Here is a 21,835-nt window from a genome sequence, read left to right as displayed (position 1 = left end):
AACTGCCTATCTAGTGGGTAACAGGCCTGCCCCGGTGCGGCTTTCCCATATGCGACGACCACGACGAGAAACGAAGGACGCGAGATCATCATGCGCGATCACACAAAAGTACTGATTATCGGTTCCGGCCCGGCCGGATACACCGCTGCCATCTATGCTGCACGCGCCAATCTCGAACCCATGCTGATTGCCGGTCTGCAACCGGGCGGCCAGCTTACCATCACCACCGATGTGGAGAACTACCCCGGCTTTGCCGAGGCGATCCAAGGGCCGTGGCTGATGGAACAGATGCAGGCACAGGCCGAGCATGTGGGCACCGAACTGGTCAATGACATCGTTATCGACGTGGATTTCGAGCAGCGCCCCTATACGGTCAAAACCGACAGCGGCAAGACCATCACCGCCGATACCGTTATCATCTGCACCGGCGCACAGGCCCGCTGGCTCGGCCTTGAGTCCGAAACCAAATTCCAGAGCTTCGGCGTCTCTGCCTGCGCCACCTGTGACGGCTTCTTCTATCGCGGCAAGAAGGTTGCCGTAGTCGGTGGCGGCAACACCGCTGTCGAGGAAGCACTGTTCCTGACCAATTTCGCCGAAAGCGTGACCCTGATCCACCGCCGCGATGAATTGCGGGCCGAGAAGATCATGCAGGACCGCCTGTTCAACAACCCGAAGGTCACCGTGATCTGGGATCATGTGGTGGATGAGGTGCTGGGCACCGAAGACGGCAATACCGGTGCCAAATCGGTGACCGGCCTGCGTCTGAAATCCATGAAAGATGACACGACACAGGATATTGATGTGGACGGCCTCTTCGTTGCCATCGGCCATGATCCGGCAACCAAGCTGTTCAAGGGCAAGGTGGAGATGGACGACGAAGGCTATATCGTCACCGCCGCCGACAGCACTCGGACCAATATCCCCGGCGTCTATGCTGCCGGTGATGTAAAGGACAAGGTCTATCGTCAAGCCGTCACCGCCGCCGGTATGGGCTGCATGGCGGCACTGGAGGCCGAGCGCTATCTGGCCGAGCATGAAGGCGTGGGTAATCCCGCCGATAACAGCATCGTTGCCGCCTGATCCCTATCAGCGATCAAACCCTGGTTCCTGACAACGCGAAAACTGACGCAAATCAGCCAGCACGACCCTGAAACTGCAGCAGAAAAATGCGACAGTTTATTGACATCTGACACCTGCGCATGACAGCAATGCAAGGCTGACAGATATCTATAAGGATCGGGGGAGCGCTGGTGGGCCGATATGGCCCCGGAAAACAGCGTCAATAGAGAGTTGGATTGGGACAAACTTCGGATTTTCCATGCCGTTGCCGATGCTGGCAGCTTCACCCATGCCGGTGACCGGCTGAAACTCAGCCAGTCAGCGGTCAGCCGCCAGATCAGTGCGCTTGAGGAGAGCCTCAACGTCACGCTGTTCCACCGCCATGCGCGTGGCCTGATCCTGACCGAACAGGGCGAATTGCTGCTGGAAACCGCACGCGACGTGTTCAACAAGCTGTCGCTGGCCGAAAGCCGCCTGTCGGAGACCAAGGAAACCCCACAAGGGCCGCTCGTCGTGACCACTACGGTTGCCTTCGGCTGTAACTGGCTGGTGCCGCGCATCAACAAGTTCATGGAACGCTTCCCGGACATCAAGGTAACGCTGGTGGTCGAGGACCGTGAGCTGGACCTTGGCATGCGCGAGGCGGACATCGCCATTCGCCTCAATCCGCCACGTCAGCCGGACCTGATCGCCCGCAACCTGTTTATGATGGATTTCCACATCTATGCCGGTGTCGAATACCTGAAGCAGCATGGCGTGCCGAAAAGCGTCAGCGATCTGGTCAATCACCGCCTGATCGCCTTCGCCTCGGAAACACCGGCACCGATCCCGCAGATCAACTGGCTGTTCACCGAACTCGGTGATCTCGAGCGTCGCCTGACCCAGCGCTTCAATATCAACAGCGTCTATGGCATGTTCACGGCGGTTCAGAGCAATCTCGGCATTGCCGCGCTGCCCGATTACATGGCAGAGGGCAATGAGGATATCGCCCGCATCCTGCCGGACCACAAGGGGCCACCGGTGCAGGCCTATTTCTGCTATCCGGAAGAGCTGCGCAATTCCAAGCGCATCGCGGTGTTCCGCGACTTCATGATTGAAGAGCTGCAAGGCGCCAATTTCAGCACGTAACGCACCGCGACGTCATTATTGCGCGGCTTCACTGCCAGCCTGCTCGGTCTGGCGGATCAATTGCGCGCGCCATTTCGCCAGCGGCAGGCGTGCTATCAGCAAGACAATGATGATGGCGAGATAGATGATCGGCTCGAGCTGAAAGCCCTTCACCAGCCACAGGAAGTGGATGCCACCGAGCAGTGCTGCCGGATAGACCAGCTTGTGCAACCGTCGCCATGTGGCACCGCCCAGCTTGCGGATCGACAGGTTGTTCGAGGTGACCGCCAGCGGGATCAGCATCAGGAAGGCAGCCATCCCGACCGTGACATAGGGACGTTTGACAATCTCGGTCCAGACCCGATCCAGCGACTGCACATCGAGCACGGTCCAGACCAGAAAATGCGCGAGAACGAAGAAGAAGGCGGTGACACCGATCGCCCGGCGGAACCGGATCAGGCTGATACCGGTCCAGTTGCGCAGCGGCGTAACAGCCAGCCCCAGAATGATCAGTTTCAGCGCCAGCTCGCCATATTCGCGCTCCAGCGCATTGATCGGCTCGGCACCCATCTGACCACTGACCGCGAGCCAGAACAGCCACCCGGCCCATGCGGCACCGGCGAGATAGATCAGCCAGGCCGGTACCCGCCGCAATGCCCCGTTGATTGTCCCTGAAATCGCCATCAGTAGTACTTCGCCAGGTCCATGCCCTCATAGAGCGATGCAACCTCGGCCTCATAACCGTTGAACATCAGCGTCGGAATGCGCGGCGAGAACAGACCGCCGCCGATCTTCCGCTCGCTCGCCTGACTCCAGCGTGGGTGGTCCACATTCGGGTTCACATTGCTGTAGAAACCGTATTCGCGAGCATTGGCCTTATTCCATGAGGTCGGCGGCTGTTTGTCGGTCAGGCTGATGCGGGCGATTGATTTGATGGATTTGAAGCCATATTTCCACGGCACGACCAGACGGATCGGCGCGCCATTCTGCTTCGGCATCGGCTGACCATAAATGCCGGTCGCCATGATGGTGAGCGGATGCATCGCCTCATCAAGGCGCAGCCCCTCGACATAGGGGAAGTCCAGCACCCGGCGACGAACACCGATCATGTTTTCCGGCTGCACCACCGTCTCGAAGGCAACATATTTTGCTTCCGGCTTCACACCGACCTTGTTGAGAATATCAGCGAGTTCGATGCCGTTCCACGGCACCACCATCGACCATGCCTCGACACAGCGGAACCGGTAAATGCGTTCCTCCACCGTCAGGTCGGCGAGCAGTTCCTGCAACGGGTAATCGCCGGGCTTTTCAACCAGCCCGTCAATTTTGATCGACCATGGTGAGGTCACCAGCGCCCCGGCATTGCGCGCCGGATCACCTTTCCCGGTGCCGAATTCATAATAGTTATTGTAGCTGGTAATATCATCGAGGCTGTTTGGCTGCAGCGCTGCTGCCGATGCCTTCTGCCGACCGACACCGACAAGGGCCGCCGCACCAGCGGCACCGGCCATCAGTTGCCGCCGGTTCAGAAACGCCGCTTTCGGCGTTATCTCGTCACGGTTCAGATTATTGGTCCAGCGATAGGCCATCCGGTCGGCTCCTCGGTATCGGTATTAACAGGATCATAGCGCATCCAGCGACATGCACCAGCTTGCCACATATGCCGGATCGCACCATCCACACCCGTTCACAATCCCGTGCCCACAGTTAAAACGCCATTATCCGGCCATCACACAGAATAAATTTATCATCACGATACTGCACCGCAGTACGGAGGATTATGACTGAAATGTTACGCAATTTGACGATATTATCGCTGTAAACTTAATTTTAGAATTATTCTAAATTAGTTAATATTGCACTGCAAAACAACAGGAAATCCGGGTAATTCCTGCGCTCTTTCATCTGCCTGTGCTTATAATTTGGGCATATGGAAAAACAACTTTACACCGTACTCTCGATCGACGGGGGCGGTATCAGGGGCATAGTTCCGCTACGGATCATCTCAGAGATTGAACGGCGTCTCGGACGTCCGTTGACTGATGCGATTGACCTTGCTGCGGGCACATCAACTGGCGGCATTATTGCAGCCGGCCTCAGCATGCGCGATCCGAAACGCCCGGATCAGCCGCGCTACAAAGCCAAAGACCTCGAACAATTCTATCACCATGACGGCCCGGATATCTTCCGCAAGGGCCGCTTCAATGTTCTGCGTTCACTGTTCCGCCCGAAATACGATAACACCGCACTTCGGGATTCCCTTGGCCGGTTCTTCGGTGATACCCGCCTCGACCAGACCCTGACCAGCATCATGCTCACTGCCTACGATATTGAACGGCGGGAAAGCGTGCTGATGCGTCACCTGAAGCACAATCCCGATGGTGACAACGAACGGCGCTGGAAAATCCGCGATGCGGTTCTCGGCTCCTCCTCGGCACCTACCTATTTCAAACCGGCCCGTGTGCGCTCAACCTCAGCCACCGCTGGCGGTACGGAGAATGATCCGGCGGTGCGTGAGCATACGCTGATCGATGGCGGTGTGTTCATGAACAACCCGTCTTCCGCCGCCTATATGGCTGCGGTGAAGGAGAAGCCGGAAGGTGCTGAAATCTTCATGATGTCATTCGGCACCGGCAGCGTGACCCGCCCGTTCCAATATGAGGACGCGAAAAACTGGGGCGGTCTCGGCTGGATCAATCCGAAAAACGATGTGCCGATTGTCAGTTCATCCATGGATGGCCAATCCTCATCCGCCGATCAGAACATGGAATTCCTGCTCGGTGACAACTACATCCGGCTCGACGCACCGCTCTCGCATCCCGAGAAGAAGGGCAAGGCACCGAATGATGCCTTCGATGATGCGTCACCGGAAAACCTGAAGAAAATCGTTGATTTCGCCGACCGCATGATTATCGACAACAGCGAGAAGATTGACCGGATTGTCGACGTTCTCCGCGCCCGGATGGTTCAGAAAGACCTCGAACGCGAGGCAAAGCCCGACCTGCCACCGTCCGATCTTGCGGAATCTTCACAGCCACGCCCTGTCTATGGCCCGCTCCGTCAGATCGGCGAATGGTGGCGCAACATGACCCGCCCACCGATTGACGCAAAAGATATTGGTTGGGATGGTGACAAGCTGGAAGATGCCCGTGCTCACAAGTCATCTCTTGATGAACGGGCAGGCAAAGGCGAGCATTTCAAAAATGAGCTGACCGCGAGCGATGCCCGCCTGCTCAATGAGCGTGAAGTGCTGAAGGCACTCGCCCGCCGCTATGGCAAGATCGCCGGCAAGAGCCAGAAGGCAATCCAGCAGGATATCGAGGATGCCCTCGCCGCCGCTGATGAAGCCACCGCCGCCGGTCAGGTGCTGAGCCATTATGATGATGAGAAGCAGAAACCAAACCGCCGTGGCGGTCTGGCGCGTCGCGTCTCCATGCTGCTGGGCTCCGCCGATGATGAAACCGGCCCGGACATGCAACAGCTTGAATTGCTGGTCAATGGCCGCGTCATCGGCGCCAATGACAGCGATCCTAACGCCGAAACACCAGTTCCCCCGATAGCGGGAAGCACGGAGACCAGAGAAGCCCGGCCATTAAGACCGGGCGCCTGATACTCTGATGACAGCAGAGAGAAGAGAGAGAAAGCGGTCGCGTATTACGCGGCCGCTTTTTTCAGATTGGCGCAAGCCGACTGGATACGCTCACAAGCGGTTTTCAGGGCTTCCTTGGAGGTCGCATAGGAAATGCGGAAGTAAGGCGACAGGCCAAAGGCCACACCCGGCACCACTGCTACCTCGGCATCCTCAAGCAGATAGGTCGCGAAATCGGCATCGCTCTCGATCCGCTTGCCGGACGGGGTGACGAGACCGATCACACCATCACAGCTCGGAAAGACATAGAAGGCACCATCAGGGGTCTGACAGGTCAGGCCCTCGGCATCATTGAGCATGGCAACAACCATGTCGCGACGATCCTTGAACGCGGCATTGCGCTCTTCGAGGAAGTCGATCGGACCGGTCAGGGCGGCGAGTGAGGCCGCCTGGCTGATCGAGGACGGGTTGGCCGTGCTCTGGCTCTGGATTTTCGCCATCGCCTTGACCAGGTCTTTTGGCCCACCGGCATAACCGATCCGCCAGCCGGTCATGGCAAAGGCCTTGGAAACACCGTTACAGGTCAGAGTGCGGTCATAGAGCTTCGGCTCAACTGCCGCGATGGTGGTCATTTCATAGTCGCCGTAACCGATATGCTCATACATATCGTCGGTCATGATCATAACCTGCGGATGCTTGAGCAGCACCTCGGCCAGCGCCTTCAATTCGTCGCTGCTATAGGCGGCACCGGTCGGGTTGCTCGGAGAGTTCAACACCAGCCATTTGGTTTTAGGCGTGATCGCACCCTCAAGCAGTTCGGCGGTCAGCTTGAAGTTGTTGTTCTGGCCGCATTCGACAAATTTGGGCGTACCACCGGCGAGCAAGGTCATATCCGGATAGGATACCCAGTAAGGCGCCGGGATCAGCACTTCGTCACCGGGGTTCAGGGTTGCCATGAAGGCATTGAACAGGATCTGTTTGCCACCGGTACCGACAGAAATCTGGTCCGGGGTATAGTCGAGGCCGTTCTCGCGCTTGAACTTCTCGACGATGGCCTTTTTCAGTTCGGGTGTACCATCGACCGCAGTGTACTTGGTCTGACCTTCATTGATCGCCTTGATTGCCGCCTGTTTGATGTGATCAGGGGTATCAAAATCCGGCTCACCGGCACCCAGCCCGATAACATCACGGCCAGCCGCTTTCAGCTCACGGGCCTTGGTGGTGATGGCAATGGTTGGCGAAGGTTTGATGGCGCTCAGACGGTCTGCGATTACGGTCATTTCTCTACTGGTCCCGCGTTTGAAAGCCCCGCGCACCGGGGCGGTTATCGATCAGCGCACAGTATGACCGCCCGGCAGGCATGACAAGAGTACAGGCGCACCATAATCCGGTTTTTTGCCCGCTTTGCCCCATTCCCGGCCAAAATCAGCCGCAGCCTGCCGCAAAACCACCCTGATAATACCAAGCGGGCGAACCTTGCTTGCCCGATCAACCATTCATTGTCCCCCGCAGTTTGACCGCAGCCAATTCACGAGGGGGAACAGATCAATGGCTCACAGCCCGTGCCGCACCAATCACCACACCAATCATCGAGCCGGTTACCGTATCGGCAGCCTGTGCCTGTCGCTCTGCCTGATCGTTTTGCCCGGCACCGGCTACAGCCAACCGGCCAAGACCGGCCTGCGTGAGGTACAGGCGACCATGGAGAATATGGGCGAAGGTGGGCTGTTCTTCCCCGGCTCGAGTCCCGGCACCGTACTCGCCGGGCAGCAGGTCGCGGCCACGGTCGATATCGATATCAGCGGCATGGTGGCCCGCGCCACCGTCACCCAGCACTTCGCCAATCCGAGCGATGAATGGGTCGAAGCGCTGTACGTCTTCCCGCTGCCAGAGACCTCAGCCGTCGACCGGTTGCAGCTGACCGTCGGCGAGCGCGTCATCAAGGCGGAGATCGCCGAACGCAAACAGGCCGAACAGAAATTCGAGGAAGCCAAGGCAGCGGGCAAGACCGCCAGCATGCTCAGTCAGGAACGCCCCAATATCTTCACTAATGCCGTGACCAATATCGGCCCCCATGAAACGGTCAGCGTACAGATCGGTTTTGAACTGCCGGTAGACTATCACTATGACGCCGAAACCGGGCCGCGCTTCTCGATCCGGTTCCCGATGGCGATCATGCCGCGCTACATGCCCGGCAATCCGGTCGCGGCCTTGCAGGCAAGCTATACCGATCAGGGCGAAGGCTGGTCCTTCGATACCGATCAGGTGCCCGATGCCAGCCGCATTTCACCGCCCGTCGATCCTGAACGTGGCCTCAACCCGATCGGCTTCAATATCGACCTGCAGGCGGGCTTCCCGGTGGGCGATCTCAACAGCTCCTACCACACGATCAACACCCTGGCCGGGGAGACCGGCTTTGACATCACCCTTGCCGACGGTGTCGTACCGGCAGACCGGGATTTCGAGCTGACATGGATGCCAGCCAGCGGCATCGCCCCGCAAGCCGGTATCTTCAGTGAAACGGTGGATGGTCATGATCACCATCTGGTTGTGATCTCCCCACAGGTGCCGGGGGATGACGATGCCGCGACAGAGAGCGACATGCCGCGGGATGTGGTGTTCATCCTCGACAAATCCGGCTCCATGTCCGGCACCTCGATGCGTCAGGCAAAGGCCGCGATGGAGCAGGCCCTGCAAGGCCTCTCGCCCAAAGACAGCTTCCAGATCATTGCCTTTGATGACAGCTATTACCCGCTGTTTCATGAGGCCCGCCCGGCCATACAGGCGAATATCGACGATGCCCTCGACTGGCTCGGTCGGATGGAGGCCGGTGGCGGCACGGAAATGGCCGGTGCCCTCACCCATGCCCTCAGCGGCGATGGCGAGGTTGCCAGCGGGCGGCTGGGTCAGGTCATTTTCATCACCGATGGTGCGGTCGGCAATGAGGACGCCCTGTTCAGCCTGATCGAGAGCAATCTCGGCGACCGTCGCCTGTTCACGGTCGGCATCGGGTCCGCTCCCAACGGCTATTTCATGCGTGAGGCAGCCACCGCCGGGCGCGGCACCTATACCTTCATCGGCGCGCTGGATCAGGTGGGTGAGCGGATGGCGACGCTGTTCCGGCAACTGGAATCACCGGAACTGACCGACCTGACTGCCAGCCTGCCCGCCGGTGCCGAGATGTATCCGCCGCTGCTGCCCGACCTCTATCAGGGCGAGCCGGTGAGTTTCGTCCTGCGCCTGCCGGAAGGCACCGATGGCGACATCACGCTGACCGGCAGCCATATGCAGACCCCGTGGACCAAGTCGCTGCATATTGATGCCGATACAGCCGAGCGTCCCGGCGTGGCTGCCCTCTGGGCCCGGCGCAAGATTGCCGAGATCGAGCGTGTCGGTCGTCGCCAGTTCCGCAGCAGCAACGAGAGCGATACCGACAGCATTGCGAAGTCGGTGACCAGGGTGGCGCTGACCTATAGCCTGCTGAGCAAATACACCAGCCTGCTCGCCGTCGATGAAGTCGCTCGTCGTCCACAGGAAGCAACCCTGACCAGCGGCAGCGTCGCCGGTAATATGCCTGCCGGTGCCACCATGGCCTCGCCGAGCATGGCAACAGCCACTGCCCAGCCCATACGGTCACTGACCCCGCTTGCGGCACCCCATAACCCGTTCAGCGCACAGAACCTGCCCAGAACCGCAACCCCGGCAGACCTGCTGGCGATGATCGGCAGCATCCTGATGGTGCTCGGCCTGATGATCCTCTGGCTGAAACGGCGCGGCGAGTATCTGCGTGAACAGGGAACAGGCGCATGACCACGGCAACCCTGACCCTGCCCGGCAAGGGACGACAGGACGCGGCGGCAGATTTCTGTCGCCGCCAGCCTGCCAACCGGGGAAGCTGGGGCCATATCACCATCTGCCTGCTGCTGATCGCCATCGGTGGCGGGCTGATGTTCAAATCGGCACTGATCCATGCCAAGGCTCTGCTCGGCCCGATCCTGCTCCAGCAGGCGTGGCATGAGACACTGGCGACCGGCCTGCCGACCAAGCCATGGTCATGGGCAGACATCCAGACCAGCGGCAGGTTGCGCGCGCCTGAACACGGCATTGATCTGGTGGCGCTCGACAACAGCAGCGGCGAGGCGCTGACATGGGGGCCGGGGTTCTGGACCGACCCGGCACTGGCCGATGAATCCGGCCTCACCATCCTGACCGGACACCGGGATACGCACTTCGCGTTTTTGTCGGACATAAACCCCGGCGACCGCCTGTTACTGCAGACAAAGGACGGCGCAACTCATCAATATGTGACCGTAAAAACACAGGTGGTTGATGTCCGTCATGACCGGATCACAAAACCCGATGCCGGGGAGTGGCTCTTGCTTATTACCTGCCACCCGTTCGGCAGTGTGTTACCGGACCCGCCGGAACGGTTTCTGGTCTGGGCACGTCGACAAAGCGATTGACCGTTTGCGAACAAAAAAGTTTCAAAAATGGCAATTAGTGTTGTTTGACGCTTTCACACTACTGACGGACACTGAAACTACTGATAAGGCACAAAAGAGGCCTATCGAGGAAACCAAACAGAGACCTGCAAGAACTGTCGATGACAGCGTCTGTCATCGACCATAACATAAGGGCTAGGCGTCATGGATTTTGCTACTGATCATCTGGAAGAAGTTATCGTTGGCCGCGAGGTCAAACAGAGCCGCACTCTCGGCACCACAAGCAACCAGTCACTCACCATCCTTCCATCACTGTTGATGAAGCGGAAAGAGGCAGTAGCTGCCGGTAACGACAGCCTCGTCGTCACCCTCGACAACCGTATCGACGCCCTGCGCGCCACCTATCGCCGCGGCTGATAACCGATACGTGACGGAACAGCCCTAGCCGCTGTCCCGCCAATAACCAAATATTCATTCAACCCCTGCGCTTGCGTAGGGGTTTTTTGCTGTTTGGCGATCTGCAAACCGGAAAATCGGAAATGATATCTGGACTTTGGATAAATATTTCCATATTTCATGAATTATGGAAATAAATGACGCACTCACAGCTTTTGCCGCACTCAGTCAGCCCACCCGCCTGAACGCCTTCCGGCTCCTGATACAGGCCGGGCCGAATGGGCTTGCAGCTGGAGAGATCAGCGATGCTTTGCATGTTCGGCAGAACACGCTCTCGGCCAACCTTTCGGTACTGCTCGGTGCCGGGCTGGTTCGCAATGAACGACAGGGCAGATCAATCCGCTATTTCGCGGACATGGATGGCCTGCGCGGCATGCTCGCCTTTCTCCTGCAGGATTGCTGCGGCGGACGCTCTGAGCTGTGCCAACCCCTGATTGAAGAAATCGCCTGTACTTGCTGAAGGATGCCTGAATATGGGCTTGTTTGAAAAATGGCTCACCCTTGCCATGCTGGCCGGGCTGGCAATCGGCAGTTTTGCGCCCGGACTGGTCTCAATGATCGCTGCTGCAGAGGTAGCTTCGATCAACCTTGTGGTCGCGGTACTGATCTGGGCCATGGTCTATCCGATGATGGTCGGCGTTGATTTTGCCGCTGTCGCTGACGTGGCGAAGCAGCCCAGGGGCCTACTTGTTACGCTGGTTGTGAATTGGCTGATCAAGCCCTTCACCATGGCACTGCTGGCGGTACTGTTCTTCGACCATATCTTCGCCCCGCTGATCGAACCAGCCGATGCTGCCCAATATACCGCCGGACTGATCCTGCTTGGCGCTGCACCCTGTACGGCAATGGTCTTCGTCTGGTCGCAACTGACACGGGGTGACGAGACCTACACGCTGGTTCAGGTCTCGGTGAATGACATTATCATGGTAATCGCCTTTGCCCCGATCGTTGCTTTCCTGCTCGGGGTGACGGAAATCGCCGTGCCATGGGAAACACTGGTTCTGGCAACTGTACTTTATGTGGTGTTGCCCCTGCTCGCTGGCCTCGTAACCCGTCGCGCCCTTGGGTCACCCGAGCGCATTGCGGCATTCACCGCCAGCGTCAAGCCATGGTCAATCATCGGCCTGATTACGACCGTGATGATCCTGTTCGGCCTGCAGGGCAGCGTTATTCTGGACGAACCGCTGGTAATCGCCCTAATCGCCGTACCGATCCTGATCCAGAGCTATGGCATGTTCGCCCTCGCCTATGCCGCAGCCTATGCGCTGAAGGTACCCCACCGGATTGCCGCCCCCTGCGCCCTGATCGGCACTTCCAACTTCTTTGAACTGGCGGTTGCTGTCGCGATTAGTCTGTTCGGACTTAACTCAGGCGCCGCACTGGCCACGGTTGTCGGCGTGCTGGTTGAAGTTCCGGTGATGCTCTCGCTGGTCGCCTTTGCCAACCGCACCCGAACCCGCTTTGTGGAGGCTTGATAATGGTTACGATCTACCACAATCCGGCTTGCGGCACCTCGCGCAACACCCTCGCCATGATCCGGCAATCTGGTGTGGAGCCAGACATCATCCTCTATCTGGAAACACCACCAACACGTGAGAAACTGGAAGCATTGATCGCGGAGATGGGCATCACCCCACGGGAGCTGCTGCGTCGCAAGGGTACACCATTCGATGACCTCGGGCTGGATGACCCCACACTTGACGATGCCGCATTGATTGACGCCATGATGGCACATCCGATCCTGATCAACCGCCCGATCGTGGCAACACCGATAGGTACCCGGCTGTGTCGCCCATCAGAAGTGGTTCTAGACATTCTGGAGAACCCGGATATCGGCCCCTTCACCAAGGAAGATGGCGACATCGTCAATCCATAAGCTGTTAATAGTGCTGCACCATTCATAGACCCTGCCCAATGAGGGGGTTTGTGCTATGGATAATCCGTCTACAAAGTATAGTTTTGCTTCCCAGCATTATTCTCATTATCCGGCCAGCATGACCCAGAACAGCAACATCACCCTCGATACCACCCGGAAAGTTTCCATGAGCCGCCGCAAGCTGTTGAGCGGCCTCGCCTCCGGTTCAGTCGTAGCCTTTGCTGCACCGCTGACTGCCTGCAGCACAAATCCGAATACCGGTCGCAGCCAGCTGATACTGGTGAGTGACGATCAGCTGGCGCAGATGGGCACAACCACATGGCAGACCATGCTGACCGACACGCCGGTTCAGGAAGCGGACAGCGAGCTGACCGATGCCCTCCGCGGCATCGGCAACCGGATCGTTGAGGCAGCAGGCCCGTCACTGCCACCGGCGGATTGGGAATATCGGGTATTCAATGACGAGCAGCTCAATGCCTTCGCCATGCCCGGCGGCAAGGTCGGCTTTTATCAGGGCATTCTCGATCTGATGGATAACGAGAGTCAGGTGGCCACAGTCATGGGCCACGAGGTCAGCCACATTGCCGGACGCCATTCCGCCGAACGCTATTCCCAGACCATCGCCGCCAACACGGCCCTTACCGCTACGTCAATCGCACTCAATGCCGGCGAGGTAAGATTCCAACAACAGATCGCCGCCGTGCTCGGCGTCGGCGTGCAATTCGGTGTCCTGCTGCCCTATCAGCGTCGACAAGAGCTGGAGGCAGACCGTCTCGGTCTGCGCTATATGGCTAAAGCCGGGTTCGACCCGCGTGAGTCCGTGAAGTTCTGGGAAAAGATGATGGCTCGCAATGCCGACCGCGAAAAGCCACCGGAATTTCTCTCCACCCACCCCTCTGATGAAACACGCATCCGCGTACTGGAAGAGGAAATCGCGCTGATCGAGGCGGCTTAAACGCAACTGCCCCTAGCCGTCGCGGCCATGAACGACTATCTGTTAGTCCATGCCAGACGATATCCGTACCGCTGATAATGACAATACAGTCGCTGCCGCCGATGCCAGCGCCCTTGCCGGGGCACCATCGGGGGATATTGGCGTGCCGTTCAAGGTGGCATCGGATTTCGCGCCGGCGGGCGACCAGCCGACAGCGATTGCCGAGTTGTTCGATGGCGTCAGGAATGGCGAGCGGGATCAGGTGCTGCTCGGCGTGACCGGTTCGGGCAAGACATTCACCATGGCCCATGTGATCGAGAAGGCCCAGCGCCCGACCCTGATTCTGGCACCCAACAAAACCCTCGCCGCCCAGCTCTATGGCGAGATGAAAAGCTTCTTCCCCGACAACGCGGTCGAGTATTTCGTCAGCTATTACGATTACTACCAGCCGGAAGCCTATGTCCCGCGCTCGGATACCTTCATCGAGAAGGAAAGCTCGATCAACGAGCAGATCGACCGGATGCGCCACTCGGCCACCCGCGCCCTGCTCGAGCGCAATGATGTCATTATCGTCGCCTCGGTCTCCTGTATCTATGGTATCGGCTCGGTCGAGACCTATTCCAACATGGTGCTGGCCCTGTCCCCCGGCCAGATGATCAGCCGCAATGACCTGCTGAACCGCCTCGTTGATCTGCAATATACCCGCAACAACATCGCCTTTGGCCGCGGTACCTTCCGTGCGCAGGGCGATACAGTTGAAATCTTCCCGGCCCACCTTGATGACCGGGCGTGGCGGATCTCCATGTTCGGGGATGAGATTGAAAAGATCACCGAGTTTGACCCGCTGACCGGGCAGAAGACCGAGACTCTGTCCGGCATCAAGGTCTATGCCAACAGCCACTATGTAACCCCGAAACCGACAGTCAATCAGGCGCTGCAGCAGATCAAGCAGGACCTGAAAACCCGGATCGAGGAATTCACCGCCGAGGGCAAGCTTCTGGAGGCGCAGCGGATCGAACAGCGCACCCAGTTCGATATCGAGATGCTGATGGCCACCGGTTCCTGTCAGGGCATCGAGAACTATTCCCGGCACCTGAGCGGGCGCGCACCCGGCGAACCGCCACCGACCCTGTTCGAGTATCTGCCGAAGAACGCCCTGCTGATCGTTGATGAGAGCCATGTGACCGTGCCGCAGATCGGCGGCATGTACAAAGGCGACTTTGCCCGCAAGACCACCCTGTCGGACTACGGCTTCCGCCTGCCCGCCTGTAAGGACAACCGGCCGCTGAAATTCGAGGAATGGGAAGTGATGCGCCCGCAGACGGTTTTCGTCTCCGCCACCCCCGGCCCGTGGGAGCTGGAACAGACCGGCGGTGTCTTCACCGAACAGGTGGTGCGCCCGACCGGCCTGATCGACCCGCCGGTTATCATCCGCCCGACCGAAAATCAGGTTGATGACCTGCTGGCCGAAATCAGGCTCTGTGTTGAGAAGGAACAGCGGGTACTGGTCACCACCCTGACCAAGAAGATGGCCGAGGCCCTGACCGAATACATGACCGAGGCCGGGATCAAGGTTCGCTACATCCACTCGGACGTGGATACGCTGGAGCGGATCGAGATTATCCGCGACCTGCGGCTTGGCACCTTCGACGTGCTGGTCGGCATCAACCTGCTGCGTGAGGGGTTGGATATTCCCGAATGCGGCATGGTGGCGATCCTCGATGCCGACAAGGAAGGCTATCTGCGCTCCAAGACCTCGCTGATCCAGACCATTGGGCGCGCGGCCCGCAATGTTGATGGCAAAGCCGTGCTCTATGCCGACAAGGTCACCGACAGCATGCAGTTCGCCATCGACGAGACCGAACGCCGCCGGGCCAAACAGATCGAATATAACGAGGAAATGGGCATCACGCCGGAAACGGTGAAGAAGCACATCTCCGATGTCATGGCCGGAATGTATGGTACCAGCAACGACACGCCGATGCTGGAAGCCGCCGATGGCGGGCAGCAGGGCTTTGAGCCGCAGGATGTGAAATCGCGGATCAAGGACATCGAGGAACGCATGAAGGCTGCCGCTGCCGATCTGGAATTCGAGGAGGCCGCCCGGCTGCGTGATGAGTTGCGACGGCTGGAGGCAGCCGATCTCGGCTTTACCGAGGGCGACATGACGGCACCGCGGCTGGCCCCCGGCTGGTCAAAACGCTCGTCAGCGCCAACCAAACCCACTAAGAAACGTCGTCGCCGTTCCTGATCCTTCCTTCTTGCCCGGTTAGCCGCCTGTCATGTCAGATACCCCCAGCGTCCTTGTCACCGGAGCCGCGAAACGCATTGGCAGGTTCATTGCCTGCGCCTTTGCCCGGCGGGGCTGGCATGTGGGGCTGCATTATAACAGCTCGGCAGATGAGGCCGCCGCCTGCAAGCAGGAGATCGAGGCACTCGGCGGCAGTGCCAGCCTCATGCCCTGCGACCTCGCCGACCCGGATGCGGTCGGCGCGCTGATTGAACAGGCAGGCACACTGAACAACTGGCAGGCGCTGGTGAACTCGGCCGCGATCTTCGAGCGTGATCGGACCGCCACCCTGACCCATGAGAGCTGGAACAGGCACCAGATGATCAATCTGGAAGCGCCGCTCCGGCTGTCACAGGCTTTTGCCCGGCAGGTTGACCCGCAGGCCAACAACCTCATTATCAATGTCATCGATGCGAAGGTGCTGCGCCCGAACCAGCATTATCTGAGCTATTCGGTTGCCAAGTCCGGGTTGTGGTATCTGACTCAGGCACAGGCGCTTGATCTCGCCCCGACGGTGCGGGTCAATGCCATCGGACCGGGGCCGACACTGGTGGCACCGGGGCAGAGTGATGAGGTGTTTGAGAAGATGGTGGCGAAGCAGCCGCTGCAACGCGCGCCCGATGCCGATGAGTTCGATGCCACTGTCGGGTTTCTGCTCGCGGCGCGCTCGGTTACCGGTCAGATGATCGCGCTTGATGGCGGCAATCATCTCGGCTGGCAGCATGTAGAAAGAGTGCAGCCGGTATAAACGCACGAAACGTCATTTGGTTTCGCGTTTATTGCCAAGGGCTTGCATTTTCTTTGCTGCATCGCCGTTATGCGGCTGCAACATGCGCCTGACAAGGTCAAGTTGTCCCCACCGAAAATTTGCCGGGGATTTTTGCCTAATTGGAGATATGCGAAGGTTACGAATAGGGAAATATGACAATTCTGACATATCTTTTTTGTTTAACATCAACACCTTAAAAGGAATGCCTATTTTTTGACCATTTTGGGCAATCCCTAGGGTTTCAGCCGTCCCAAGAGGTATTCCAGAAGGTAATCTACAGATTTATCCACAGTTTCCGTGGATTACTAAAATGCAATCAATTCGGTCATCTGCACACAAACGCAAATGCGCAATCGATAGAAGTACTTAACCGAAGTTATGCCCAGCCAGCCCCCGTCAGAGACAAAAAATTCCGAAAAAAAATCGGCTGCCCCGGGCATCAGCCTCGCCCATGGGCAAACGGTTATTCGCGATACCGTCAAGCGACTGCCGGACAGTCCCGGTGTCTACCGGATGCTGAACGCGCAGGAAGATGTACTCTATGTCGGCAAGGCCCGCAGCCTGAAGAAGCGGGTGGTGAACTATACCCATGTGAACAAGCTGCCGATCCGCCTGCAGCGCATGGTGGCCGAGACCACACGGATGGAAATCGTCACCACCCATACCGAGGTCGAGGCGCTGCTGCTGGAAAGCAACCTGATCAAGAAATTCCGCCCGCGCTTCAATATCCTGCTGCGCGATGACAAGAGCTTCCCGTTCATCCTGCTGACCGGCGATCATGACTTCCCACAGATCCGCAAGCATCGCGGTGGCCGGTCACGCGAGGGCGATTATTACGGCCCCTTTGCCTCTGCCGGGATGGTTGACCGCACCATTGCCGCCCTGCAGCGCGCCTTCCTGATCCGCAACTGCACCGATCATGTGTTCAGCACCCGGACCCGGCCCTGCCTGCAATATCATATCAAGCGCTGCTCTGCGCCCTGCGTCGACTATGTGACCAAAGACGAATATGCCGGGCAGATCAGACTGGCAAAAGAGTTCCTGAGCGGCGAGAGCACCTCGGTACAGGCGAAATTCGCTACCGAGATGCAGAAGGCCTCGGATGAATTGGAGTTTGAAGTGGCAGCGCGCTACCGCGACCGTATCCGCGCCCTGACCGCAATCCAGTCGCATCAGGAAATCAATGTGCCCGGCCTGGGCGATGCGGATATTCACGCGCTCTGGCAACAGGGCGGCGAGACCTGCATTCAGGTATTCTTCTTCCGCTCCGGCCAGAATTACGGCAACCGCGCCTATTTCCCGTCCCATGACCGGGACGAGACACCGGCAGACATTCTGGCGGCCTTCGTCGCCCAGTTCTATGACAACAAACCGGCGCCGAAAAAGCTGCTGCTCTCCGCGATCCCGAGCGAGGTTGAGCTGCTGACCGAGGCCCTGTCCCTGCGGGCCGGGTACAAGGTCGATGTGAGCGCACCCCAGCGCGGCGACAAGAAACGGCTGGTCGATCGGGCCGAAACCAATGCCCGCGATGCCCTCGCCCGCCGTCAGGCCGAAAGCGCCTCACAGCGCAAGCTGCTGGAAGGGCTGGCGGAGCTGCTCGACCTCGATGCCCCACCGGCACGGATCGAGGTCTATGACAACAGCCATATCGGCGGCACCGATGCGGTCGGCGGCATGATCGTCGCCGGGCCGGAAGGTTTCATCAAGAACAGCTACCGCAAGTTCAACATCCGCTCCGAAGACATTGAGCCGGGCGATGATTACGGCATGATGCGTGAGGTCATGCAGCGCCGCTTCTCCCGCGCCCAGAAGGAAGACCCGGACCGCACCAAGGGGCAATGGCCCGATCTGGTGATCATTGATGGTGGCCTCGGCCAGTTGAATGTGGTGATCGAGACCTTGCAGGAGCTGGGCATCAGCGATCTGCCGCTGGTCAGCGTTGCCAAGGGCCCAGATCGCAATGCGGGGCGTGAGAAGTTCTTCCTGCCCGGTGCCGAGCCGTTCCAGCTGCCGATCAACGATCCGGTGCTGTTCTATGTCCAGCGCCTGCGGGATGAGGCCCACCGCTTTGCCATCGGCACCCATCGCGCGCGTCGGGAGAAGAAGATCAGCGCCTCGCCACTGGATGAAATTCCGGGTATCGGCCCGTCACGCAAGAAGGCACTGCTGCTGCACTTCGGGTCTGCACGCTCGGTCAAACGCGCGGGCCTGAGCGATCTTGAGGCTGTCGAGGGCATCAGCAAGACCGTGGCCAAGAAAATCTACGACCATTTCCACGGCAATCCGGAAGGCTGAAGCCGTCAGTTGCCTGTGCCTGCCCAACGGAACAGCAGGTTTGCAGCCCAGGCGGCGGCGAGGGCAAACAGCACATGCCCGACCAGCGCAACATAGGTAATGCCGGTGAAGCCGAGGAATGGCGGATTGCCGGCCACCAGATGCGCCATGATATACAGCGCGAAGACCCACAGCCCGACACCGTAGAGCGCCGAGGATGGCAGCCAGTGCAGCCATGGCGCTACCTTGCGCATGATCGGTTGCCAGATGAACAGCCAGCCGACCGGATAGGCGATCAGCCCGGCGACATAATGCAGGAAATGCCCGCCGGGACGGTAGGCCTCGCCGAACACTACCTGCCAAGACTGGGTCGCCAGTGGCACCGGTGCGAGGTTGGGGAACCCGGCCATGGGCGACAGGGCCTGCCCGAACAGGTCGAACAGCACAGTGGCAAATGACCCGGCCAGAATGGTGATCAGGATTGTGGTGCTGTTGATGGCCGGAAATACGCTCTCCGCCTTGGCAGGCAGGGCGTCATCAACCGTGGCAGGGGCGGCAGGATCAAGCTCAAGCTCGGTTGGCGGGGTCGTGGACATGGGGGTTTCCTTCATATGGTCCGGCGCTTATTCAGCCTGACTGTGCGGCGTAAAATACCCCTCGGCAAGACACGGGCGCTCACATCGCGGATAGCGGTTTGTGAGTGTGGATTTCGTGAAGTTGCTTAACTTTCGCCTTTTGCTGTTACAATCGGCAATCGAAAGCAGTTCAAACTGTGAATTCCGTACTTTCGGAGCGATCAGAGCCATGCAGAAAACCGGTTCCGTAACCATAGATGCCGAGCTTCTCAAAGCGGCGGAAACGCGCGCGGCGGATCAGGGCCGGTCACTGACCGACTATCTGGAACGGCTGGTAAAGCTGGACCTGGGTCTGATCACCGGCAATGAGGTCGAGGTGATCAATGCCGGGGATGCCGGTGAGTTCGTACCGGACCGGATGCGCGGCGAGACTGCAGAGGAATACGAGGAACGCAAGGCGATGCTGGCAACGCTGCTGAGCGGTGGGGGTAACTGATGACGGCACGATATTACGAAGGTCAGTTTGTGACCTGCAATTTCCCGTACAAGGAAGCACCGACACAGCCTGGTCAGCGGCGCATCGGCTATATCCACTCGGTCGACCGGAAAACCAACCCGGACAGTCCAACCGCGCTTGTGCTCTATACCACCACATCGGATAACTGGATGCGCCAGAACGAAGGACGCGAAGGCTATTTCCAGTTCGATGAAGTGCAGGCCCGCCGCATGGGACAGGACCGCGAGTTCATGATCGAGGCAGTACGGGTTGCCCGCCTGCCTCTGAACCAGACCTTTTTTCCGGAAATCAACAACCGCTCAAATCGCGCGGGCGTAGTCGGCGCAGCCCCCAAGGCCGTGCAGCAGGAAATCACATCGACCCTGATCGATATAGCCAAAAACCGGCCGCACACCATTGACCGTAGCGGCCCACCACTGTCAAAGCCGACCGTGGCGACCGTCAAGACCACTGCGCCAGCAGCCACCGGCCCGCGTTCGGTCGTCGAGACAGGCAGGACGGCCCCATCCGGTCGCCCGGTGCTCGGCCTCAAGAAGTAAATAAGCCAAAAGTTACCGCCTTGGGACTTGTCTCATCAGGCAAAGGCTGGCACATGCTCGGACACGGCATTTTCACCAACCGGAACAACCCGTGGCACATCCGATCTGGACCATTCCGAATATCCTGACCATCTCGCGCATGGTCGCCATCATGCCATTGGCACTGGCGCTGATCTATGGCGGAGCCGCCGGTGCGTGGATTGCCTTCGCGATCTTCTGTGCCATGAGCATCACCGATTTCCTCGACGGCTTCATTGCCCGCCGGTTCAATATGGGTTCGGCCTTCGGGCGGGTTATGGACCCCATCGCCGACAAGGTGGTGATCGGTGTCATGATGCCCCTGCTGATCGGCCTCGACCTGATCAATGGCTGGCACCAGTTGGCGGTCTATCTGATCCTGACCCGGGAGTTTGTCATCTCGGGCCTGCGTGAATATCTGGCCGGCAGCCTGATCATCCATGTGACACAGCTGGCCAAATGGAAAACCACCCTGCAACTGGTTGCCACCGGCGCAATCCTGCTCGCCGCCGCCCTGCCCGTGGTCATCATCCCGGCCCTTGCCCTGCTCTGGATCGCGGCTGGCCTGACCGTGATCACCGGCATCGACTATCTGCGTCAGGCCTGGCCCAAGCTGACGGAAGCAGCATGAGCGACGAGATCACCGGCAACGAGATTACCGTGAGATATTTCGCCTGGGTCCGCAGCCGGTTGAACCGCCCGCAGGACCGGGTGAGCATTCCCGCCACCGGCCTTACGGTTACCGAGCTGCTGGCGCAGCTAAGCACGCTTTCACCCGATCATGCGCAGGTGCTGGACAACCCGGCCGGGCTGAAGGCCGCGATCAACCAGAGCTATGCCGATCCTGATGCCACCATCATGCCCGGTGACGAGGTTGCCCTGTTCCCACCGGTGACCGGGGGCTGAGATGGCGGTTCATGTGCAGAGCGAGGATTTTGACCCGGCAGCGCTGATCGCCGGGCTGACCGCTGGCCGAACCGATATCGGTGGTCTCGCCACCTTCATCGGGCAGGTGCGCGACGAGAACAAGGGCGCGCGGGTCACCAGCCTGACGCTGGAGCATTATCCGGGCATGACCGAGAAGGAACTGGCGCGGATCGAGGCAGAGGCGCGCCAGCGCTGGCCGCTCCATGATGTCGTGATCGTGCATCGCCATGGTCGTCTGATGCCGGGCGACAATATCGTTTTTGTCGGCACCAGCTCCAGCCACCGGCAGGCCGCATTCGAGGCCTGTCAGTTCATTATGGATTACCTGAAGACTGACGCACCGTTCTGGAAGTTGGAAACCACCGCCGATGGCACGGAACACTGGGTCGAAGCGCGACAGAGTGACCGTGACCAGCGCGACCGCTGGCAAAACGACTGATCCTGTCTATACACTCCGCCGCAC

At 59.1% G+C, this 21,835-nt stretch carries 22 protein-coding genes; 18 read left to right on the top strand and 4 right to left on the bottom strand.

The features are described 5' to 3' along the window. The first annotated feature begins 90 nt into the window (after positions 1–90). Both CBB62_05205 and CBB62_05200 read left to right on the top strand, forming a co-directional pair. Positions 91–1,080 carry a thioredoxin-disulfide reductase gene (locus tag CBB62_05205; protein OUT41718.1) on the top strand — a complete coding sequence of 330 codons (990 nt, stop codon included), beginning with the start codon at positions 91–93 and terminating at the stop codon, positions 1,078–1,080. A gap of 180 nt (positions 1,081–1,260) precedes the next feature. Further along, complete coding sequence (locus CBB62_05200; GenBank protein ID OUT41717.1) at positions 1,261–2,187, top strand: LysR family transcriptional regulator; 927 nt, start codon at positions 1,261–1,263, stop codon at positions 2,185–2,187. Between the two features lie 15 nt (positions 2,188–2,202). On the opposite strand, the gene CBB62_05195 is transcribed toward CBB62_05200, so the two are convergent. Then, on the bottom strand, positions 2,203–2,850 hold the full coding sequence (locus tag CBB62_05195; protein ID OUT41716.1) for a sulfoxide reductase heme-binding subunit YedZ: 648 nt from the start codon (positions 2,848–2,850) through the stop codon (positions 2,203–2,205). Beyond that, a complete protein-coding gene (locus CBB62_05190) occupies positions 2,850–3,755 on the bottom strand; it encodes a mononuclear molybdenum enzyme YedY (GenBank protein OUT41715.1) in 906 nt (301 codons plus the stop codon). The genes CBB62_05195 and CBB62_05190 overlap by 1 nt, the downstream gene beginning before the upstream one ends. Before the next feature lie 341 nt (positions 3,756–4,096). On the opposite strand from CBB62_05190, the gene CBB62_05185 reads away from it, so the two are divergent. Continuing rightward, positions 4,097–5,776: a hypothetical protein gene (locus CBB62_05185; protein ID OUT41714.1), complete on the top strand. Its 1,680-nt coding sequence runs from the start codon at positions 4,097–4,099 to the stop codon at positions 5,774–5,776. 44 nt (positions 5,777–5,820) lie between these two features. Here the strand turns inward: CBB62_05185 and CBB62_05180 are convergent, their stop codons facing one another. Further along, the gene (locus tag CBB62_05180) at positions 5,821–7,035 is read right to left on the bottom strand and encodes an aspartate aminotransferase (protein ID OUT41713.1); all 1,215 of its coding nucleotides are present in this window, start codon (positions 7,033–7,035) and stop codon (positions 5,821–5,823) included. A gap of 268 nt (positions 7,036–7,303) precedes the next feature. Here CBB62_05180 and CBB62_05175 point away from each other — a divergent pair, with 268 nt between their 5' ends. From CBB62_05175 to CBB62_05130, 10 genes are all read left to right on the top strand, one after another. Then, positions 7,304–9,565, top strand: a complete 2,262-nt coding sequence (locus tag CBB62_05175) for a marine proteobacterial sortase target protein (GenBank protein ID OUT41712.1) — start codon at positions 7,304–7,306, stop codon at positions 9,563–9,565. After that, entirely contained in the window at positions 9,562–10,218 is a 657-nt protein-coding gene (locus CBB62_05170) for a sortase, marine proteobacterial type (GenBank protein ID OUT41711.1), read from the top strand. The genes CBB62_05175 and CBB62_05170 overlap by 4 nt, the downstream gene beginning before the upstream one ends. A 183-nt stretch (positions 10,219–10,401) precedes the next feature. Next, positions 10,402–10,614, top strand: a complete 213-nt coding sequence (locus CBB62_05165) for a hypothetical protein (GenBank protein ID OUT41710.1) — start codon at positions 10,402–10,404, stop codon at positions 10,612–10,614. 166 nt (positions 10,615–10,780) lie between these two features. Beyond that, the gene (locus CBB62_05160; protein OUT41709.1) at positions 10,781–11,113 is read left to right on the top strand and encodes a transcriptional regulator; all 333 of its coding nucleotides are present in this window, start codon (positions 10,781–10,783) and stop codon (positions 11,111–11,113) included. 13 nt (positions 11,114–11,126) lie between these two features. Continuing rightward, positions 11,127–12,128 (top strand): arsenical-resistance protein, encoded by a 1,002-nt coding sequence (locus CBB62_05155; GenBank protein OUT41708.1) that lies wholly within the window; start codon positions 11,127–11,129, stop codon positions 12,126–12,128. Positions 12,129–12,130: 2 nt separating this feature from the next. Beyond that, on the top strand, positions 12,131–12,529 hold the full coding sequence (locus CBB62_05150; protein OUT41707.1) for an arsenate reductase (glutaredoxin): 399 nt from the start codon (positions 12,131–12,133) through the stop codon (positions 12,527–12,529). 118 nt (positions 12,530–12,647) lie between these two features. After that, positions 12,648–13,484 (top strand): hypothetical protein, encoded by an 837-nt coding sequence (locus tag CBB62_05145; GenBank protein OUT41706.1) that lies wholly within the window; start codon positions 12,648–12,650, stop codon positions 13,482–13,484. Positions 13,485–13,533: 49 nt separating this feature from the next. Further along, positions 13,534–15,714 (top strand): excinuclease ABC subunit B, encoded by a 2,181-nt coding sequence (locus CBB62_05140; protein ID OUT41705.1) that lies wholly within the window; start codon positions 13,534–13,536, stop codon positions 15,712–15,714. Positions 15,715–15,745: 31 nt separating this feature from the next. After that, positions 15,746–16,501 carry a short chain dehydrogenase gene (locus CBB62_05135; GenBank protein ID OUT41704.1) on the top strand — a complete coding sequence of 252 codons (756 nt, stop codon included), beginning with the start codon at positions 15,746–15,748 and terminating at the stop codon, positions 16,499–16,501. A 399-nt stretch (positions 16,502–16,900) separates the two neighbouring features. Next, positions 16,901–18,817 carry an excinuclease ABC subunit C gene (locus tag CBB62_05130; GenBank protein OUT41703.1) on the top strand — a complete coding sequence of 639 codons (1,917 nt, stop codon included), beginning with the start codon at positions 16,901–16,903 and terminating at the stop codon, positions 18,815–18,817. A 5-nt stretch (positions 18,818–18,822) separates the two neighbouring features. Here the strand turns inward: CBB62_05130 and CBB62_05125 are convergent, their stop codons facing one another. Further along, positions 18,823–19,326, bottom strand: a complete 504-nt coding sequence (locus CBB62_05125; GenBank protein OUT42657.1) for a hypothetical protein — start codon at positions 19,324–19,326, stop codon at positions 18,823–18,825. 274 nt (positions 19,327–19,600) lie between these two features. On the opposite strand from CBB62_05125, the gene CBB62_05120 reads away from it, so the two are divergent. From CBB62_05120 to CBB62_05100, 5 genes are all read left to right on the top strand, one after another. Beyond that, positions 19,601–19,867, top strand: a complete 267-nt coding sequence (locus CBB62_05120) for a hypothetical protein (GenBank protein OUT41702.1) — start codon at positions 19,601–19,603, stop codon at positions 19,865–19,867. After that, on the top strand, positions 19,867–20,427 hold the full coding sequence (locus tag CBB62_05115) for a hypothetical protein (GenBank protein ID OUT41701.1): 561 nt from the start codon (positions 19,867–19,869) through the stop codon (positions 20,425–20,427). The genes CBB62_05120 and CBB62_05115 overlap by 1 nt, the downstream gene beginning before the upstream one ends. A 103-nt stretch (positions 20,428–20,530) precedes the next feature. Beyond that, positions 20,531–21,076 (top strand): CDP-diacylglycerol--glycerol-3-phosphate 3-phosphatidyltransferase, encoded by a 546-nt coding sequence (locus CBB62_05110; GenBank protein OUT42656.1) that lies wholly within the window; start codon positions 20,531–20,533, stop codon positions 21,074–21,076. Next, positions 21,073–21,351, top strand: coding sequence for a molybdopterin converting factor subunit 1 (locus tag CBB62_05105; protein ID OUT41700.1), 279 nt, complete (start codon positions 21,073–21,075; stop codon positions 21,349–21,351). The genes CBB62_05110 and CBB62_05105 overlap by 4 nt, the downstream gene beginning before the upstream one ends. Position 21,352: 1 nt before the next feature. Continuing rightward, on the top strand, positions 21,353–21,811 hold the full coding sequence (locus CBB62_05100; GenBank protein OUT41699.1) for a molybdenum cofactor biosynthesis protein MoaE: 459 nt from the start codon (positions 21,353–21,355) through the stop codon (positions 21,809–21,811). The last annotated feature ends 24 nt before the right edge of the window (positions 21,812–21,835 follow it).

The organism is Micavibrio sp. TMED2, assembly GCA_002168225.1.
Classification (GTDB): Bacteria; Pseudomonadota; Alphaproteobacteria; order TMED2; family TMED2; genus TMED2.
Note: the sequence above shows the minus strand (reverse complement) of the source record. Positions and strands in the feature narration are given on the sequence as shown.

Excerpts from the sequence above, each read along its gene's own strand:
- CBB62_05105 (OUT41700.1), top strand. The coding sequence starts at position 21,073 with ATGAGCGACGAGATCACCGGCAACGAGATTACCGTGAGATATTTCGCC.
- CBB62_05100 (OUT41699.1), top strand. The coding sequence starts at position 21,353 with ATGGCGGTTCATGTGCAGAGCGAGGATTTTGACCCGGCAGCGCTGATC.
- CBB62_05140 (OUT41705.1), top strand. The coding sequence starts at position 13,534 with ATGCCAGACGATATCCGTACCGCTGATAATGACAATACAGTCGCTGCC.
- CBB62_05130 (OUT41703.1), top strand. The coding sequence starts at position 16,901 with ATGCCCAGCCAGCCCCCGTCAGAGACAAAAAATTCCGAAAAAAAATCG.
- CBB62_05200 (OUT41717.1), top strand. The coding sequence starts at position 1,261 with ATGGCCCCGGAAAACAGCGTCAATAGAGAGTTGGATTGGGACAAACTT.
- CBB62_05145 (OUT41706.1), top strand. The coding sequence starts at position 12,648 with ATGACCCAGAACAGCAACATCACCCTCGATACCACCCGGAAAGTTTCC.
- CBB62_05150 (OUT41707.1), top strand. The coding sequence starts at position 12,131 with ATGGTTACGATCTACCACAATCCGGCTTGCGGCACCTCGCGCAACACC.
- CBB62_05190 (OUT41715.1), bottom strand. The coding sequence starts at position 3,755 with ATGGCCTATCGCTGGACCAATAATCTGAACCGTGACGAGATAACGCCG.
- CBB62_05165 (OUT41710.1), top strand. The coding sequence starts at position 10,402 with ATGGATTTTGCTACTGATCATCTGGAAGAAGTTATCGTTGGCCGCGAG.
- CBB62_05120 (OUT41702.1), top strand. The coding sequence starts at position 19,601 with ATGCAGAAAACCGGTTCCGTAACCATAGATGCCGAGCTTCTCAAAGCG.
- CBB62_05155 (OUT41708.1), top strand. The coding sequence starts at position 11,127 with ATGGGCTTGTTTGAAAAATGGCTCACCCTTGCCATGCTGGCCGGGCTG.
- CBB62_05160 (OUT41709.1), top strand. The coding sequence starts at position 10,781 with ATGGAAATAAATGACGCACTCACAGCTTTTGCCGCACTCAGTCAGCCC.
- CBB62_05195 (OUT41716.1), bottom strand. The coding sequence starts at position 2,850 with ATGGCGATTTCAGGGACAATCAACGGGGCATTGCGGCGGGTACCGGCC.
- CBB62_05115 (OUT41701.1), top strand. The coding sequence starts at position 19,867 with ATGACGGCACGATATTACGAAGGTCAGTTTGTGACCTGCAATTTCCCG.
- CBB62_05135 (OUT41704.1), top strand. The coding sequence starts at position 15,746 with ATGTCAGATACCCCCAGCGTCCTTGTCACCGGAGCCGCGAAACGCATT.
- CBB62_05180 (OUT41713.1), bottom strand. The coding sequence starts at position 7,035 with ATGACCGTAATCGCAGACCGTCTGAGCGCCATCAAACCTTCGCCAACC.
- CBB62_05170 (OUT41711.1), top strand. The coding sequence starts at position 9,562 with ATGACCACGGCAACCCTGACCCTGCCCGGCAAGGGACGACAGGACGCG.
- CBB62_05175 (OUT41712.1), top strand. The coding sequence starts at position 7,304 with ATGGCTCACAGCCCGTGCCGCACCAATCACCACACCAATCATCGAGCC.
- CBB62_05185 (OUT41714.1), top strand. The coding sequence starts at position 4,097 with ATGGAAAAACAACTTTACACCGTACTCTCGATCGACGGGGGCGGTATC.
- CBB62_05205 (OUT41718.1), top strand. The coding sequence starts at position 91 with ATGCGCGATCACACAAAAGTACTGATTATCGGTTCCGGCCCGGCCGGA.